Origin of the sequence: Deinococcus yavapaiensis KR-236 (assembly GCF_003217515.1) — a bacterium.
Taxonomy (GTDB): domain Bacteria; phylum Deinococcota; class Deinococci; order Deinococcales; family Deinococcaceae; genus Deinococcus_A; species Deinococcus_A yavapaiensis.
In genome coordinates, this window is record NZ_QJSX01000005.1 from 110,144 (window position 1) to 127,339 (window position 17,196).

The 17,196-nt window shown below is 66.6% G+C and carries 17 protein-coding genes; 8 read left to right on the plus strand and 9 right to left on the minus strand.

All coding sequences use genetic code 11. The features are described from left to right. The first annotated feature begins 43 nt into the window (after positions 1 to 43). Positions 44 to 1,357 carry a DUF4127 family protein gene (locus DES52_RS07885; protein WP_110886257.1) on the plus strand — a complete coding sequence of 438 codons (1,314 nt, stop codon included), beginning with the start codon at positions 44 to 46 and terminating at the stop codon, positions 1,355 to 1,357. Between the two features lie 160 nt (positions 1,358 to 1,517). On the opposite strand, the gene DES52_RS07890 is transcribed toward DES52_RS07885, so the two are convergent. Continuing rightward, on the minus strand, positions 1,518 to 2,387 hold the full coding sequence (locus DES52_RS07890; protein ID WP_110886413.1) for a DMT family transporter: 870 nt from the start codon (positions 2,385 to 2,387) through the stop codon (positions 1,518 to 1,520). Between the two features lie 8 nt (positions 2,388 to 2,395). After that, positions 2,396 to 3,145: a glucodextranase DOMON-like domain-containing protein gene (locus DES52_RS07895; RefSeq protein WP_110886258.1), complete on the minus strand. Its 750-nt coding sequence runs from the start codon at positions 3,143 to 3,145 to the stop codon at positions 2,396 to 2,398. A 151-nt stretch (positions 3,146 to 3,296) separates the two neighbouring features. Here DES52_RS07895 and DES52_RS07900 point away from each other — a divergent pair, with 151 nt between their 5' ends. Further along, positions 3,297 to 4,148 (plus strand): M23 family metallopeptidase, encoded by an 852-nt coding sequence (locus tag DES52_RS07900; protein WP_110886259.1) that lies wholly within the window; start codon positions 3,297 to 3,299, stop codon positions 4,146 to 4,148. Positions 4,149 to 4,198: 50 nt separating this feature from the next. On the opposite strand, the gene DES52_RS07905 is transcribed toward DES52_RS07900, so the two are convergent. Continuing rightward, positions 4,199 to 5,518, minus strand: a complete 1,320-nt coding sequence (locus tag DES52_RS07905) for a gluconeogenesis factor YvcK family protein (RefSeq protein ID WP_245900809.1) — start codon at positions 5,516 to 5,518, stop codon at positions 4,199 to 4,201. Next, a complete protein-coding gene (rapZ, locus tag DES52_RS07910; protein ID WP_110886260.1) occupies positions 5,515 to 6,351 on the minus strand; it encodes an RNase adapter RapZ in 837 nt (278 codons plus the stop codon). Before rapZ ends, DES52_RS07905 begins: the two co-directional genes overlap by 4 nt. 74 nt (positions 6,352 to 6,425) lie before the next feature. Here rapZ and recF point away from each other — a divergent pair, with 74 nt between their 5' ends. Both recF and DES52_RS07920 read left to right on the plus strand, forming a co-directional pair. Continuing rightward, positions 6,426 to 7,457: a DNA replication/repair protein RecF gene (gene recF, locus DES52_RS07915; protein WP_110886261.1), complete on the plus strand. Its 1,032-nt coding sequence runs from the start codon at positions 6,426 to 6,428 to the stop codon at positions 7,455 to 7,457. After that, positions 7,454 to 8,305, plus strand: coding sequence for a DciA family protein (locus tag DES52_RS07920; RefSeq protein WP_245900811.1), 852 nt, complete (start codon positions 7,454 to 7,456; stop codon positions 8,303 to 8,305). Before recF ends, DES52_RS07920 begins: the two co-directional genes overlap by 4 nt. Positions 8,306 to 8,372: 67 nt before the next feature. Here DES52_RS07920 and DES52_RS07925 read toward each other — a convergent pair whose 3' ends face one another. Together DES52_RS07925 and DES52_RS07930 are read right to left on the minus strand one after the other, a co-directional pair. Further along, complete coding sequence (locus tag DES52_RS07925) at positions 8,373 to 8,852, minus strand: GreA/GreB family elongation factor (RefSeq protein ID WP_110886262.1); 480 nt, start codon at positions 8,850 to 8,852, stop codon at positions 8,373 to 8,375. A 240-nt stretch (positions 8,853 to 9,092) separates the two neighbouring features. After that, positions 9,093 to 9,461 (minus strand): hypothetical protein, encoded by a 369-nt coding sequence (locus tag DES52_RS07930; protein ID WP_110886263.1) that lies wholly within the window; start codon positions 9,459 to 9,461, stop codon positions 9,093 to 9,095. Between the two features lie 135 nt (positions 9,462 to 9,596). On the opposite strand from DES52_RS07930, the gene recO reads away from it, so the two are divergent. After that, positions 9,597 to 10,340, plus strand: coding sequence for a DNA repair protein RecO (gene recO, locus DES52_RS07935; protein WP_110886264.1), 744 nt, complete (start codon positions 9,597 to 9,599; stop codon positions 10,338 to 10,340). A 51-nt stretch (positions 10,341 to 10,391) separates the two neighbouring features. Then, a complete protein-coding gene (locus DES52_RS07940) occupies positions 10,392 to 12,215 on the plus strand; it encodes a peptide ABC transporter substrate-binding protein (RefSeq protein ID WP_170130947.1) in 1,824 nt (607 codons plus the stop codon). A gap of 12 nt (positions 12,216 to 12,227) precedes the next feature. Here DES52_RS07940 and DES52_RS07945 read toward each other — a convergent pair whose 3' ends face one another. The 3 genes from DES52_RS07945 to DES52_RS07955 are packed head-to-tail and all read right to left on the minus strand — an operon-like array spanning position 12,228 to position 15,417. After that, a complete protein-coding gene (locus DES52_RS07945) occupies positions 12,228 to 13,595 on the minus strand; it encodes a phytoene desaturase family protein (protein ID WP_245900813.1) in 1,368 nt (455 codons plus the stop codon). Further along, on the minus strand, positions 13,592 to 14,500 hold the full coding sequence (locus DES52_RS07950; RefSeq protein WP_342767071.1) for a UbiA family prenyltransferase: 909 nt from the start codon (positions 14,498 to 14,500) through the stop codon (positions 13,592 to 13,594). The genes DES52_RS07945 and DES52_RS07950 overlap by 4 nt, the downstream gene beginning before the upstream one ends. A gap of 53 nt (positions 14,501 to 14,553) precedes the next feature. Beyond that, entirely contained in the window at positions 14,554 to 15,417 is an 864-nt protein-coding gene (locus DES52_RS07955; RefSeq protein ID WP_110886266.1) for a beta/alpha barrel domain-containing protein, read from the minus strand. Between the two features lie 238 nt (positions 15,418 to 15,655). Between DES52_RS07955 and DES52_RS07960 the strand changes: the two genes are divergently transcribed. Then, a complete protein-coding gene (locus DES52_RS07960; RefSeq protein WP_110886267.1) occupies positions 15,656 to 16,597 on the plus strand; it encodes a MerR family transcriptional regulator in 942 nt (313 codons plus the stop codon). Next, positions 16,587 to 17,195, plus strand: a complete 609-nt coding sequence (locus DES52_RS07965; RefSeq protein ID WP_110886268.1) for a helix-turn-helix domain-containing protein — start codon at positions 16,587 to 16,589, stop codon at positions 17,193 to 17,195. Before DES52_RS07960 ends, DES52_RS07965 begins: the two co-directional genes overlap by 11 nt. Position 17,196 lies beyond the last annotated feature (1 nt).

Genomic DNA, 17,196 nt, shown 5'->3' on the forward strand with positions numbered 1-17,196 from the left:
CCGGCTGTGGGGCTTCTCAAGGTTCGCCGGTAGACTCGGCTCCATGAAAGCCGCCTTCACGATCGTGCTGGCCTTCGCGTCGTGCGCGAGCGCCCGACTCGCCTTGCTGCCGCTCGATTCTCGGCCCGCTACCAGCGACTTGCCCGCCCGCATCGCTTCGCTGAGGAGCGAGGACGTGAGCGCCGCGCCGACGACGCTGCTCGGAACGCGCGAACGCGGCGCGGACGTCTCGGCGCTCGGCGCTTGGCTGGAAGCGCAAGACGGCGGACCCCTCGTCGTGGCCCTCGACACGCTCGCGTACGGCGGCTTGGTGCAGTCGAGGTCGAGCGATGCGAGCGTCGAGGAAGCCTTGAAGCGCTTGGAGGTCGTGCGGACGTGGCGCGCGCGCACGGGTCAACCCGTCTACGCCTTCGTCACCTTGCCGAGGCAGCCCGACGCGCGAAACAGGGCGCGCAACTTCGAAGTTGCCAAGGAGATGGTCGAGTGGGCACGCCAAGGAGTGTTCGCCGAGTTGCACGTCACGTGGGACGACGCGTTGCCGAGCTCTCCCGCGCCGGCGGAAGGAGCGCGCTTGCGCTCGGACGCTCCACGAAACGTTCGCGTGTACCCCGGCGCGGACGAGGTGCTGTCGATGCTGGTGGCGCGCGCCCTGTCGCCCGCCGCGCGCCGCCTCGCGGTGGAGTTCAGCGATCCCGGCGCGGCGACGCGCCTCGCGCCGTACGAAGGCATTTCGTTGACGGACAGCGTGCGACTGCACGCGGAAGGCACCGGCTGGACGGTGGTGCCGTCGAAGTCCACGCCTGCTCGCCTTCCGTTCGGCGGAACGGTGAGCGAGCCGACCGAGCCGTCCGACCTCACCCTCTTCGTCTTCAACGGCGGAGATGCTCGTCGCGCCGCCTTGCGCGTCTCGCAACTTCTACGCTCGGGGCACCTCGCCGTGGCGGACGTTTCGCGCGTCAATCAAGGGACGCTGCCGCTGTGGGCGGATCTCGGAACGCTCGACCGACCGCGCGATCTCGCTTCGCTCGGCGCGTGGGGCACGCCTGGCAACAACTTCGGCACGGTCCTCGCGCACGCGAAGATCTTCTTGGAGGGCGCCGATCCCGCGAGGCAAGACGCGCTGCTCGCACGTCAAGTCGCGAACGACGTGATCTTCAGCGCGCGGGTGCGGTCCGCTTTGCGCGCGGCCGTGCCCGAAAGCGACATGGGATCGGACGACGCGCAACGCGCCCTCGTGAACCTCGCTCGCTCGTTCTTTCCGCTGCGGCTCGCGGACACGTACGAGTTGCAAAGCGCGGACTTGCCGTGGCGACGCTCGTTCGAGTGGCGCTTCGAGTTGCGCCGCGAAACGCCTTGAAGTTCAGGGGCGATCGTTCCTCGTTGTCGCCAAGGGTCACGCGGTGCTGCCACGAGTCAGGCGCGCGAGTCGGCTTCGACCTCGGACCGCTTCGGGAACTTCTCGAGCCCGCAACTCGGCGACGTTTCGTCCCGTGCGACTTCGGCGGAGGCGTTCGAACTCAAGCCTCGCGGCGACCCATCCACAACGCCGAGCCGATCACGAGGGCGGCGCCCAGCAAGGCGAGCGGCGAGAGGCGCTCGGCGAACAGCGCGGCGGCCAAAACCGCGGCCACGACAGGTTCCAAGGCGGCGATGACCGACGCGCGGGTCGTCGGGAGATGACGAAGGCCCAGCGAGTAGACGAAGTACGCGAGGTAGGTGCTGAAGAAGGCCATCGCGAGCAGCAGGCTCCACGCGGCGAACGACTTCTCGGCGAAGGTCGTGAAGGGCGCGAGTCCCAACGCGCCGATCGGAAGGGCCAAGGCCAGCAAGGCGGGCGCGCCGTACCGCGCGAAGTACACCTTGCCGTACGGGTAGTACAGGGCGTACGTGAGGGCGCTCAGCAATCCGAACATCAACGCGGGACCCGTGACGCGCACGCCCGTTCCGCCTCCGACGCTGATGAGTGCCACGCCCGCGATCGTCACGAACATCGTGAGAAGTTCCGCGCGGCCCAGGCGCTCTTCGAACAAGCGCCAGCCGATCACGGCGACGAACGCGGGCGCGGTGTACAACAACACCGACGCGAGGCTCGCGCCGCCTTCACGCACGGCGAGTTGGTACGCGCCGTAAAAGACGCTGACGCCGCTGAGGCCGAACAGCACGGTCATCAGCAAGTCCTTGCCCTTGGGAAGGCGGGCGCGCGTGATGACCGCGTGCGCCGCGAAGAAGGCGCCGCCCAACACGGCCCGCCAGAAGGCCACTTCCAGCGGTGCGAGGCCGAGGGATCCGGCGAACTTTCCGAAAATGCCCAGCAAGCCCCACAGCGTTGCCGCCGTCATGATCAGCAAGGCCGAGGTGAGAGGAGGGGTGGCGCGAGGCACGGGCATGGCGCCCTTCACGTGCGCCTCCACGCGCGGAAGGTCGCAATCACCGCGGCGAGCACGCCGAGCACGGCGAGGATGAGCAGCAGGGTCGATCGGCGGTCGCGCAGTTGGCCGCCGGGCGGCAGGATGCGCGTGATGTACGCGCGCGCTTGATCGCCGACGAGGAGGACGTCCACGGGGCTCGGCATGCCCGCGCGCGGCACGAGCAGGTCGGACGAGCCACCCGCGACGCGCGGCGTGAGAAAGCCGCTCGACGTGAGAGGCGAGTAGATTCGGCTCGTCACCCAGTACGAGTACGACCGAGCAGGCAAATCGGTGTCGATGGAGACTTCGGTGCCGCGCCGAACAGCGGGCGTCGCGAGCGAGACTTCCTGAGTCTCTCCGTTCACGACGTGCCACGCCCGCGTGCGAAAGCCGCTGACTTGGTAGTGACGCTGCCAGCCGTCGCCGGGCGGCGTGACGAAGCCGGTGTCGGCGAGTCCTTGCTCGCCGCCCACGCTCGTCTTGACGAACACGTCGATGAGGGTGGAAGACCAGCCGCTCGGCGCGTTCCAGGGATTGGCGACGCCGCCGAGTCCCACGACGATGCGCACTCGTCCAGCGACGTTCTCGGCGCGCAGCTCGCGGATGTCGAGGCTGTTTTCGCTGCCTCCGACGAGGGCGGGCGGCGAGGTGTACGAGCCGTCACCCCGCGTATCACCCGCCGGATCCGTGATCGTAAGGAGCGCGGCGGCAACGAAGGGCATCGTGGCGAGAAGCACGAGGAGAAGTATAGGGCAGGGCCGGGAAACGGCGGGGCCTTCATCGTTGAAAAGGGCGCGTGACACATAGGCCAGAGAGTTTCTGATGGCGAACTGAAGGCGGGGCTCACATGCTTCTCAAGATGAGCATCGGTTATAGTCCTCTTCACGTATGGCTCGCTTCTCGAACACGGCGCGGCGCTCACTGTTGGCGTTGATGACCCTCTCGTGCTGCCTCAGCGCGGCGAACGCCGAGACGTACCGCGTTCGCGCGGGTGACACGCTCGACAGCATCGCAAAGCGGCAAGGCACGACCGTCGCCACTTTGCGTGCCCTCAATCCCAGGATCGGCGATCCTCGCTTTCTGCAAGCGGGGCAAGTCATCACCGTGAAGAGTCTGCCCAAGCAGGCGAGCGTGGCGAGCATTCCCGCCGCGCCGAAGTCCTACACGGTACGGGCGGGCGACACCTTGACGCGCATCGCTTCGCGCAACGGCCTCAACCTCGAGGCGTTGCGCGCCGCCAACCCCGCGTTGCGCGCGCCTTACACGCTCAAGGTGGGGCAAGTCGTGAATTTGCCGACCTCGAACCGCGTGGCCGCGTCGGGCGCGGGCAAGGTGAACACGGTCAGCACGGCGAGCACCAATTGGTTGTGGCCGTTGCAAGGCCCCATCACGTCGGGGTTCGGGTACCGCGAATTCACGGTGTTCGGCAACCACGTTCACGAAGGCGTCGACATCGCCGCGACACCCGGATCGCCGATTCGCGCCGCGCGCGGCGGCACGGTCGTCGAAGCGCGCTTCGACATGAGAAACGGCTGGGGCGGCACGGTCGTGCTCGACCACGGCAACGGCTGGACGTCGCGCTACAGCCACGCGAGCGCCTTGCTCGTTCAGCCCGGCCAAGCCGTCGCGCCGGGCCAAGTCATCGCCCGGGTCGGCTCCACCGGCATCAGCACGGGGCCACACCTCGACTTCCGCATCTTCTATCAAGGCAAGGCCCTCGACCCGACGACCTTCCGCTGATCGAAACCGAGGGGCGGAAACGACCAATGAAGTCGCTTCCGCCCCTCGCGTTACTGAGAGCGGCCTTCGCGCGCGAGCAGTCTCAACAAGGCGGCAGCGAGCATTTCCGGATCGTGCTGACCGCTGTGCTCGCGCAGCAAGGAGGCGAGACGAACGCGCTGCCGAAAGTTGGCCGAGACGCCACGCGGCGACAAGAGGTGGGCGCCCGCTTGGGCGTAACGCTCTCGTACCCCCACGGTGACGGGCGAGGCGTTCACGAGCACCCAGTCGGCGGTGCGCCCCAGATGCTCGGCGAGGAGGCGCTCGTGGCCCTCGAGATCGATGCCGTCCGTTTCGCCCGGCTCGCTCATGATGTTGGCGACGTACACGACGCGCGCCGACGTGCGCCGTAGCGCCGCCGCGACGTCGGGCACCAGCACCGCTGGAATGAGCGACGTGAAGAGGCTGCCCGGACCGATCACGACGAGGTCGGCGTGTTCGATTGCCGCGATCACCTCGGGCAAGGCGCCCGCGTTCGGCGGGTCGAGGCTCATGCGCTCCACGCGCCGCCCTGCACGCTCGACGTGCAGCCGACTTTCCCCGCGCACGGTCTCCCCTCCCTCGAGATGCGCGACGAGCGTCGTGGACACGGGCGTGCTGGGGTACACGCGGCCGCGCACCCGCAAAACCTCGTGCACGTCGGTCATGGCGTTGGCGAGGCCGCCTTGCTCCTCGCTGAGGGTGGCGAGCATGAGGTTGCCGAAGGTGTGGCCGCTGATGCCCTCGCCGCGCTCGAAGCGGTGCAGCAGCAAGCGGGCGAGTACGGGCGAGTCGCTGAGGGCCGCGTAGCAGTCGGTGAGGTCACCCGGCGCGATCATTCCGAGCGCTTGTCGCAGGCGGCCCGAGGAACCGCCGTCGTCGGAAACCGTCACGACCGCCGTGATGTTCGACGTGTACTGCTTGAGTCCCGACAGCAAGTTCGACAAGCCCGTGCCGCCACCGAGCGCCACGATCTTGGGGCCGCGCGCCAAGGCGCGCCGCACGTAGATGTGCTCGACGGCCACGTCGGGCTCCGTGCCGACCGAGCGCAACAAACTGCGGTTGAGCATCACGACGCTCGACATCGCGCCGACCACGCCGACGATCATCGCGAGGGTGCCGAGCGTCCACGTCGGAACGCCGTCGGGAAGACGCAGCGAGCTGAGCCACAAAATCACGCGCGTTCCCACGAAGTCGAGCGGGCCCGTCCACGCGAAGTACATGAAGCCCACGGGAACGATCAGCACGCACAAGATCAAAACGAAAAACCAGCGTTTGACGCCCATGCCGGGCACCATCCACTTCGCGGCGCGCCCCGCCGAGTCCCGAACGCCGCGCGCGCTTCGTTTCACGCCGACTCGCCCTTGCCGATGTCGCGGTGCTCCACGACGCGCGCGCCGAGATCCTCGAGGTCTGCCACCAGGCGCTCCGTAACGGCGACGCTGCGGTGCTGTCCGCCCGTGCAACCGATCGCGACGTTGTACGTGCGCCGTCCCGCCTCGCGCGCGCGCGAGGCGGAAACGCGAACGAAGTCGCGCAGTTGCAGATAGTACGCGTCTCCTTGCGAGAAAACGCGCTCGACGACGTCCGCCTCCAATCCGGTGCGGTGGCGCAACTCGGGGTCGTAATACGGATTGGGCAGCGAGCGAACGTCCAGCACGAGGTCGGCGTCGCGAGGCGGCGCGTGCTTGAAGCCGAAGGACACCAGCCGAACTTCGAAGCTGCGCCCACCTTGCACGAGGTCGAGCACCCGCTCGGCGAGCGTACGAACCGTGAGCGCCGTCGTGTCGATGATCGTGTCCGCACGTTCGCGCAACACGCCGAGCAGGTCGCGTTCTTGACGAAAGTCCGTGGTGAGGCTCGCCTCGCCGAGCGGATGCGTTCGGCGCGTGAGGTTGTAGCGCGAAAGCAACACCTCGTCGTTGGCCTCCAGATAAATCAATCGAACGTGGCCGCGCGCGCGAAGTCGCGACCAGTACAACGGCAACTCGCCGAGAAAAGCGCGCGTGCGCGCGTCCGTGCACACCGCGACCTTTTCCAGCCGCTGCGTCTCGGCGAGGACGTACAATCGCTCCCACAATTCGGGCGGCACGTTGTCCGACACGAAAAAGCCCGCGTCCTCCAAGGTGCGCAGGGCCGAACTCTTTCCGGACCCCGACAGGCCCGACACCACCACGAACTCCATGACCTCACTATAGAGTTCGCGCCTTCGCGCGGACGGGAAGCTCTTCACGGACGTTCATCCTCTAGAATGCCTCCGTGCGCCTTCGCACCCTCACCACCTTGCACTACCGCAACCTCGCGCCGAGCGACCTCGCTTTTCCGGCGGGCGTCGTCAGCATCGCCGGACCGAACGGAGCGGGCAAGACGAACCTTTTGGAGTCGGTGTACCTCGTGTGCACGGGTCTCACGGACGCCGCGAAGCTGGAGCAGCTCGTGCGGCGCGGCGAGCGCGAAGCGTACGTTCGCGCCGACCTTTTGCGAATCGACGGCGAGAGCCGCTTGGAAGTCGGCCTCGGCCGCGGGCGGCGGGCGTACAAGGTGGACGGCGTCCGCGTGCGCACAAACGCCCTCTTGCGTGGCAGCGCCGTGTGGGTGCGGCCCGAGGACAGCGACCTCGTGCTGGGCTCGCCGGGCGGACGCCGCGCTTTCCTCGACGCGCTGCTCAGCCGCATGAGCGCTCGCTACGCACATCAGCTCGCGTTGTACGAGCGCAACCTCGCGCAGCGCAACGCGGCGCTGCGCGCCGAGGAGCGGCACGACCTCGGCGTGTGGGACGCGGGCGTTTCGAGCATTGGCTCGGAAATCATGGCGTTGCGGCGGCGCGTCAGCGCGAGGTTGGAGCCGTTGGCGCGGGAAGCGCACGTGGCTCTCGGCGGGCACAAGGACTTGCGGTTGAGCCTCGTGGAGACGACGACGCCCGAATCGTTCGTGCAAGACTTGGCGGCGCGGCGCTCGGAGGAGTTCGCGCGCGGCTCGACGGTGATCGGTCCGCACCGGGACGACCTCGCCATTTCGCTCGACGGCTTGCCGAGCGGCGACTACGCGAGTCGCGGCGAGGCGCGCACGATCGCGCTCGCGCTTCGCAAGGCGGAACTTGATTTGCTGACCGAGCGGTACGGCGAGCCGCCCGTGCTGCTCGTCGACGATTGGGCGGCCGAACTCGACCCGAGTCGGCGAGCGTTTTTGCTCGATCTCGCGCGAAGCGTGCCGCAAGCGCTCGTGACGGGCACGGAGGACGTGCCGAACGCCTCCTTGCACCTTCGGGCGCACGAGGGGATGTTTTCGTGAAGAACGCGCGGCGCGGCATGATGGACGTCGGCTCGCTGATGCAGCGCACTCTGGCGCGCAACCGCCTTGGGCGCGGCGTGGAGCGCGCGCGCGCGATTCTCGTGTGGCCCGAGGTCGTCGGGCCGGAACTCGGACGCATGACGCGCGCGAAGCGGGTAGAGCGCGGTGTCTTGTACGTCGAGGCGAGCGACTCGATTCTCGCGAACTTCCTGACGATGCAGCGCTCGCTGTTCTTGACGAAGCTGCGCGGTTACCTCGACGACGAGTCGGTGAGCGACGTGCGCTTCTCGGTCGGCACTTGGACGCTCGAAACGCCGCCGCCGCCGCCTCTGCCGTTGCCCGCGCCCGACGAGGCGCGCGCGCGCCGCATGGTGAAGGCGGTGGACGGCGATTTGCGCGATCCGGCGTTGCGAGCGGCTGAGGCCGTGACGCGCGCGCGCCTTTGGCGTGAGCAGCAAGGATGGACGTCGTGTCCGGTGTGCGGCGTGCCGAGCCGCGTGGTGCCGTGCCTGCCGTGCGCGCGCCTGCTGCAAGATCCACAGATTCGCGAGGCGGCGCGACAACTCGCGCGGCGACCCGAACGCTTGGAGGCGCTCACGGCGACGTTCGGCGAGACCGAGATGGACGCCGCGCGCTTCCTCGTGATGTCGGACCTCGGAGAGCAACTCGCAGCGCTCGCGCTCGAATGCGTGGAATCGGGCGGCGCCGCCGAGTACAAGGAGTTTTTGCGGGCGACGGCCGACATCTGGCTGAGCTTGCATCATCGCAAGCCGCGCGGCGCGCTCACGCCCGGCGACGTGCAGGCGTTGCCCGACCGCGTACGGCGCGTGTTGACGGCGGGACGGTGACGACCGCGGTCGACAGAAAGCCGGCGGCCAAGTGCTGGCCGCCGGCTTTCGTCCGTTTTCCTGCCGTTCAGTACTCGACGCTCTTCACTTTGTACTTCGCTTGACGCGCGCCGAGGTTGACGACGAAGGACTCGCCCGCCTTTTTGCCGAGCAGGGCCGTGCCGACCGGCGAGTCGTCGCTGATCTTCGGGAGGCCGCCGCCGAGCACGGACGCTTCGGGCGCGCTCACGAGTTGCACGCGCATTTCCCTCTTGGAGTTCTCGTCAACCAGCACCACGATCGCGCCGAGGCTGGCGCGGCCCTCGTCGCCGTTCGCGCCTTCCATGATCACCGCGCGCGCGAGGGTGTCTTCGAGTTCGTCGATGCGCGCTTCGATGTTCATCTTCTCGCGCTTGGCGTCTTCCAAGCCGCTGTCTTCGTAATCGGCGGCGTTCTCGAGTTGCTCTTGCAGAATACGGGTTGCTTCGGCGAGGCGCTGCTGCTCGTTCGCGAGCGTCTTTTGAAGTCGCTCGTAACCTTCGCGGGTCAGTTTGATTTCTCGTGCCACGATGTCCTCCTGAACTTCCGGTCGTTCTGCGAAAAGACCGCCCCCTCGTGCGGCTCTTCACCCCTCACGCGGGCGCTTGCCGCGTGTTCAGCGCATCGCCTCGCTCCGGGAAGTCGTTTGATCGCCGTATTGTGCCACAAAGCAGGAAAGGCGACAACGAAAAGTGTTGTTCGACTTTCGTGAGAATGTGGTCTCAAAACGGGGAGAGTCGGCAACGTTTCGCGGCCATGGCGGCGCCCTTCAGGCCTCGCTCAGCAAGCGGTCGGCGAGTTGGGCCAAGCTGGTGTGGCCGCCGCGGTCTTGGCAGTGGCGCGTCGAGAGGCACAAGGTGACGTAGCGGTAGCGTCGCACGCCCGCTTCGACGCGGTAGATGCCAACGTCGCCACGCGAACGCGTGGTGTGGCAGAGGTCGCAGTGGCAGGCGTTCTTGCCGACCGCGTCGACCGGATGCAACTCGACGAGGCGTCCGCCGCGCACGAGGGCGAGTTTGCCGTCGCCGACCGGGAAAAGTCCGAGGGTGGCCTTTTTCGTGCCACCCTCGCCAAACTCCCTTCTCGCGGTTTCAGGAAAGAGTTCGAGCAAGAGGTCACGCTCGCTGTGGCTGTTCATTGGTTGGCAGTATAAAGAACACCTCTGCGCCAAAATACCGGAGCCGTCACGTTGAACTCGACTCACTCGTTATGCCATAGGCGTAACGTGCCAGGCTCACGTCGCCCCTTCCGAACTCCCTGATACACTACGAACGTGGCTTCGCGCTCCACCAATCGCAGTGGCATCATCATTCGGCGGCACGTCCTGCCCGCCGGAGACGTTCTCCTGACCTTGCTCACCCAGCAAGGCAAGTTGCGCTGCATCGCGCGCTCGGGCGTTCGGGGAGGCAACAAGAGCCTCATCAACCTCTTTCAGCACATCGCGCTCTCGGTGTACGCCACGCCCAACAGCGATCTTCCGACCGTGCAGCAAGTCGCGCTCGAAGGCGCCTTGCCGAAGCTCACCGATCCCGAGCGGTACGGATACGCGCACCTCATGGCGGAACTCGCCGACACGCTCTTTCAAGAAGGCGAACACAGCGAGGCGGCCTTCGAGCTGTTCGCGGGCGCCCTGCGCGGCATCTCGCATCACGCCGATCCCGAGTTCGTCGCGCTCGTGATGAGCTACAAATTGTTGATCTTGGCGGGCTTCGTGCCGCGGGCGTCGACTTGCGCTCGCTGCGGGTCGAGCGATCCGCGGCACCCGGACCCGCTGAGTGGCCATTTGGTGTGCGCCGCGTGCGCCGAACTCGCTCCGCTGCCCAACGCGGTCGTGCGCTTTTTGCGTGACGTGCCCAAACAGAGCGTGCGCCTCCTGATGCAAGCGCCCGTTCCGGCGGCGCAACGACTCGCCTTGTGGCGCGCGTTGGAACGCTTCGTCACCCTGCACGTCGGCGAGGTGCGATCTTGGCGAGGACTGCCGCACGAGAGTCGCTGGGGGCTCAGCGCGGGCCCTTGAAGTTGAAAATTATGTAAGAAAGCTGTGATGCGAGAATGTGAAAAATACGTCATGCTTTCCAAAAGCTTGGCTCGCCTCGGCTCGCTCGCCACGATCACCGCACTCCTCAGTTTCTCGCTCGCGTCCGCAGGCCCGAGTGACAACTCTCTGGTGGTCGGTTCCGCCCAAGAGCCGACCGATCTCAACTACTGGGTACAGAACAGCGTCATCACCACCGAAATCGGCAACTACCTGTACCGCGGCCTCGTGTACGTCGACATGGACGGCGAAACCCAGCCCGACATGGTGACGGAGGTGCCGTCGGTGCAAAACGGTCGCGTGAAGATCAGCCGCGACGCCAAGGGCAAGCCGACGTCCATGACGGTTCGCTGGACGCTGCGCAACAACGCCAAGTGGAGCGACGGCTCTCGTATCACGGCGGACGACGTCATCTTCAGCCACAAGGTCTACAGCGACGAGCGCATTCCCGTCCCGACCCGCGAAGGCGTGCCGTCCAGCATCCGCAAGATCGACGCGCGCACCTTCGAGGAACGGTACAACACGCCCTGGGTCTTCTACGCGCTCGGCAACGTCTACCCTATCCTGCCCGCTCAGGACTGGTCGGATCTCTACGACCGAGCCGACCGCGAGGCGAGAGGCAAGAGTCTCACGGAGGGCACGTCGATCTTCCAAAAGACCTTCTTGTCGTCTTCGCTCGTGACGCCCAACGGCGGGCCGCGCACGACGTCCGGACCGTTCAAGTTCTCGCGTTGGGTGCGCGGCCAAAGTCTCTCGCTCGTTCGCAACCCCAACTACTGGTTCAAGCCCAGCTTCGGCGAGAAGAACGCCATTCAGCGCATCACCTACCTGTTCTTCGCCAACACCAACACCTTGATGGTGAACATTTTGTCGAACAAGGTGGACGCCGTCGCGAACACCGGCGTCGAGGACAGCGTCCAGAACCTCGGGATTCTCAAGACGCGGGCGCGCAACTACGACGTCAAGCTCGTATCCCAAGCGCTGTGGGAGCACTTGGAGATCAACCAGTTCGGCAACGTTCAAGACGTGAAGGACCTCGGCCTGAACGACAAGCGCACGCGCCAAGCCTTGCTGTACGCCATCAACCGCCGAGGCATGGCGGACGACTTGCTCGGCGGTCTCGTGAAGGTCAGCAACACCATCGTGAACTCGTCGTCGCCGTACTTCGACAAGGCCACCCTCGGCGCCTACCCGTACGATCCCGCCAAAGCCAAGAAGATGCTCGCCGACCTCGGCTGGAAGCCCGGCGCGAACGGCATTCTGGAACGCAAGACGGACGACGGACGCACCGTACGCTTCACGCTGGAATTCGTGACGACCGCGGGCAACACGACGCGTGAGAAGAATCAGCAGTACGTCCAGAAGAATTTGCGCGACGTCGGCGTCGACGTGCGCATCAACAACGCGCCATCGAGCGTCGTGTTCGACGACGCCTACATTCAGCACGCGCAAGACGGCAAGTGGAAGGGCTTGTTCGAGTTCGCTTGGAGCAGCCAACCCCTCATCTACACGGGCAGCGAGTACGCCGTCGACGATCCGAAGACGAACGACATCGACGACTACGTCCCGACGAAGTCGAACAACTTCCAAGGACAGAACATCGGCGGGTGGCGCAACGCCGAGTACCAGAAGCTGTACGTGGACCTCAGCGACGAGTTCGACTCGGCCAAGCGCAAAGCCCTCGTCAAGCGCTTGCAGGCGATCATGGTGGAGGAAGTGCCCGCCTTGCCGCTGTACGAGCGAAGCGCCCTGTTGGTCTTCCGCAAGGGACTCGTGAACTACCAGTACAACGCCACGAGCCGCTATCCCGGCTGGAACGCCTGGGAGATCGGCTGGGCGAGCCGCGGCGCCAAGTAAGCACGTCCGAGGTCAATGCGGGGAGGCGAGGCTTCCCCGCATTTGCTCGTGGACGATCATCGCGCCGCCGAGCACCGCCGGAAGTCCGCCGCCCGGATGCACGCCCGTCCCGACTTGCCAGAGCCGCTCGCCGATTCGGTACGGCTCGGGATGAAAGGGACCCGAGCGCCACGCGGCATGAGCGTGTCCGTAAATGGCTCCACCGAGCGGCCCGAGCGACGCGAAGTGCGCCGGAGACAAGACGGCGCCCGTCAAGTGCGGCAGCCCGATGACATCTCGCAGCCGAGCGAGTTGCCCACGCACCCAGGGATGTTCGATGTCGAGCAGACGTCCGTTCGGCGGGACGGTGAGCAGCACGGCGAGGTGATCGCCGTGGTCGTGAACGAGACTCATCGTGTCACGGGGAAACGCCCGAGCGGAAACGGCGTCCTCGAAGGCACGCGCGTTCGACGGCGCCACGATGGTCGTTGTCGGCAAGGTCGTCGGGACGCTCGAAGAAGCGTACACGGCGACGCCCGACACGGTGAGGACGCCGCTCCTTGGACGTGAGCCGCGCAGTTCGGCGAGCCGCGCCGGATCGAGCGCGGACACGATTCGGTCGTGCCGTACACGTTCGCCGTCGAGGCGCACTTCGCCGTCGAGGTTCAAGGAGCGCACCGGGGTGAACGGGCGCAAGCGGACGCCGCGCGCTCGCGCGAACTGCTGCAACGCGCGAACGAGCGCGTACATGCCGTTTCTCGGACGAAACACGTCTCGCGCGATGAGCACGGGCAGCAGGGCGTACAGAGCCGATCCGCGCCGAGGGCCGACGCCCGCGTTGAGGGCGTGCAGGGCGAGGGCGTCGTGCAGCAGAGGCGGAACGCGTCGCGCGCGCAGCCATCGCTCGGCGGTGAAGTGTGAACCCACGACGCGGCCGAGCGCGGCGCTCGCCTGGAGAAAGGCGGCGTTCGTGAAACGGGGCGGCGTGGTGAGAAGCGTCTCGACGTGCGGCGCGAGTGGAAGGACTTCGCGCTCCAAGCGCCGCCATGCCTCGAAGAGCGGGTGCCCTTCGGGAACGGGAATCGGAAGGCGTTCGCCGCGTACGACGTGAACGCCGAGTTCCGGCAAGCGATCGAGTTGCAAAGGATCGGCTTCGCCGAGGTGGCGCAGCAGACGCCGCCAGACTTCGGGAAAGGTGAACAGCGACGGCCCCGTCGAGACTCGCCGCGTCGCGTCATGAACGTGCAGTTCGATTTCGCCGAGCTTCCCGCCGAGCGGTCCCGCGTCGTACACGACGACGTCGTGCCCGTCGTGCGCGAGCAGGCACGCGAGGGCGAGACCGCCCACGCCGCCGCCGACGATGCCGACGCTGGGCGCCGAGGCGCGGCGCGGCGCGCTCAAGTCAGCGCTCGGGCGAGGACGTACACGAGTTGCACGCCCGAGATCGTACCGACGATCCACGGGCTGAGCAGCGACGCGCGGTAAAGGTGTCTCGCCCGCCCTTCCGTCGCGTCGAGCAGGAGGCGCACCGCCAGCCCTCCGCTCACGAGCCACACGCTCGAAGCGCTCAAGACGCTGAGTGGAAGCAGCAAAGCGCCGGCCAGGCCGAACCACGCGAGCGACCAGAGGGCCGTTCGGCGCACGCCGAGGGTCGTCGCGATCGTGGCGAGGCCCGCGCCCCGGTCGGCGCTGACGTCTTGCGCGGCGTCGAATGCGTGCTTGCCGATCGACCACGCCATGAGGGCCGCCAGGGGCAGCCAGGGCACACCTCGCCCGAGGACGAGGGCGGGCACGACCACGGGCAGGGCGTACGCGACGTTCGAGAGCGAGTCGAGAAAGGGCCGCGCCTTGAAGCGCACGGGCGGCAGACTGTAGAAAGCGAAGAGCAGCACGCTCAGGAGCAGCGTCGCGAACGCGCTCGGCGGAAAGGAGCACGCGAAGTACACGAGAAAAGGCGCGTTGAGCGCGGCGACGCTCCACAGGACAGTGCCGACGTCGCGGTCGCGCAAACGCGCGCCTTGCCAGCCGCCCTTGCGCTCGGACAAGGCGTCCTCGGCGCGGTCGGTGACATCATTGAGGCCGTAGATCAGCAAGTTGAACGGCAAGGTGAGCCAGACAAGCAAAGCCAGCACGCGCGGATCGAGCGTGTACAGCTGTCCCGACAGCCACACGCCGACAACTCCCACCCCGACCGTGTTGATCCACAAGGCGGGCCGCGACGCGAGCAGCACTTGACGCGCTCGGGACGCGTCGACCGGGGAGTTCGCTTCGACTTTCATGTCGGTTCGCACCACTGAGCGTCGCACCGCGCCAATCTAGCAAAGGCGGACGGGAGCAATGCCCCCAGCGCGGCGCGGCTTCACGCGTACCGCTCGCGCAACGCCTTCGCGCGCCGAGCGAGCTCCGGCAACTGCGCGTACGGCAAGTTCAACGCCGACGCGACGCCTTCGGTCGGCAAGTTGCCGACGAGCGCGTCACCCGCGAACGGACAACCGCCGACGCCGCCGAGCGCGCCCTCGAACCACGTGATGCCCGCGTTTCGCGCGGCGAGCACGAGGGACACGGCGCGCTCCGGCCGAGCATGCAAGTGGACGCCGAGCCCGCCGGGCCCGAAGCGCTCGATGGCGGCGCGGCACACCTCCTCGACGAGTTCGGGCGTCGCTCGCCCGACCGTGTCCGCGATCGCCACGCTTTCCACACCAAGTTCACGCAGGCGTGCAATGGCGTCGAGGGTCACGCCCGCGTTCCAAGTCTCGCCGTCCGGATTGCCGAAGCCCATCGACAGGTACACGACGAACCGCTTGCCCGCGTCGGCGGCGTTGTCGCGCAGTTCCTTGACGAGCGGCCACGATTCTGCCAATCCACGGTTGGTGTTGCGGCGTTGAAAGGCGTCGGACACGGACAGCGGGTAGCCGACGCTCGTCACGTTCGGCTGGGTCGCGGCGCGTTCGAGGCCCTTGGCGTTCGCCACGATGCACAAGTAGTCGCGGCCGTCGGGTTCGGGCAGTTCGGCGAGAACGGCCTCGGTATCGGCGAGTTGTGGCACGGCCTTCGCGCTCACGAAGGACCCTAGGTCGAGATGATCGAAGCCGGCGTTCAGCAGGGCCGTGAGGTACGCGACCTTCTCGGCGGTGGGAATGAGGCGAGTCAGGCCTTGCCAGGAGTCACGCGGGCACTCCACGAAGGTGACGGCCGAGGAAGGCGGGGGAAGCGGTGCAGACACGCGTCAGTGTACCGCGCGGCCCTCATGGAAACGGCGGCGTCGGCCTCACGAGCTTCGCGAGGAGTTTGTCCAACCTTATGCGAAGACTTGAGCGGCAGATTGTCCTATCGCGTATGGTATGGCGCGGCGAAACGAACAAAGATTGACGTTGAGAATTCCTCCCGAATTCCGTTTCGTCAGACTCCACACCGAGTTATCAGCCGACACGCTGTACAAAGGGTGTACAAAAGAGGCGAGCATGTCCGACATCAACATCAGTAACGCGACCGGACTGTACACCACTTCCGAGGTCGAACAGCGAACGGGCGTTCCGGCGACGACGCTGCGCCAATGGGAGCGACGCTACGGCATTCCCCATCCTACCCGCAACGAAAGCGGCTACCGTCTGTACAGCGCCGCCGATCTTTCCCGCATCGACTTTTTGCAATCCCGCTTGTCCGAGGGCATCTCCATCAGCCGAGCGGCGCAACTGTGCCGAGAGCACTTCGGCGGTGCCGAGCCTGCTGAAACGCCCGCGCCCGTTTCGAGCGATTCGAATCTCCCGAGCGAAATGATCGGCGATTTACGGCGCGCCCTGCTCGCTCCGGATCACGGCCGCGCCTCGGACATCATTTCGCGCGCCTTGAGACACCTCACCGTCGAGGACGTCCTCATGCACATCATCCAGCCCGTCTTGCTCGACATTGGCGAGTTGTGGGAGCGCGGCGAGATCACCGTGGCCCACGAACATCAAGCGACCTCCTTTTTGCGCGGCAAGATCGCGGGACTGCTCGAACTCGCGGGCAACGACGGTTGGGGCCCGAGCGTCGTCGCCGCTTGCGGACCGTCCGAGCAGCACGAACTCGGCTTGTTGATGCTTTCCGTGGTCTTGCGCCGCGCGGGCCTGCGCGTGCACTACTTGGGGCCCAACACGCCCCTCGGCGATCTCGCCGTGTACGCGCGGCAAGTGCAGGCGAGCGGCGTGCTGATCAGCGTGCAGACGGGCGAGGCGTTGCACGCTCTGCGCGCCCAGCTCGGAGATCTGCGCGACCTCGGCATGCCGCTGTACTTCGGCGGCGCCGCCTTCAACGCTCGACCCGACCTCGCCGTGCAATTCGGCGGAACGTATCTGGGAGCGGACGCTGTGCAATCCGCGCAGACTCTCGTCACGCGCCTCAAGGAGCGATTGCATGCCCCATAAGACACGGTACCAGCGCGGCGAAGTGATTTACCGTCAAGGCGAGCCGAGCGGACGCATCTACCGAGCCGAGACGGGCTTCGTTCGTCTCGCCCGCACGACGAGTCGCGGACGCACCATCACCGTTCGCCACGTCCTTCCCGGCGATTACTTCGGTGAGGACGCGTTGGCGACCGTGGAGCATCCGCACGGAGCGGAGGCCCTCACGAACGCCATGATCGTGAGCTTCGATCCCGGCGACCTTTCCGACGGAGAACTGCTCGAACTCGCGCGCAACCTCGGCGAACAGCTTCGGCGCACGATGAGCTACGAAGTCCATCTGCAAAGCGGCGATCTCAAGCAGCGCGTCGTGCGCTATCTGCTGGAGCTGGCCGACACGCCGCTCGGCGCGGAGGATGCCGAGAACCGTCTGTACGTGCGCGCCACGCACGAACTTCTTGCCGAAGGCAGCGGGTCCACTCGCGAAAGCGTCTCCAAGATCGTCACGGAATTGCGCGAAGCGGGTCTTATCGAAAGCGGCTACCGCCACATCACCTTGCTGGACCTCGACGCCTTGAAAGCCCTCGCGACGAGCGTCCCGCTCGAAACGGCGGAGGGCTGAC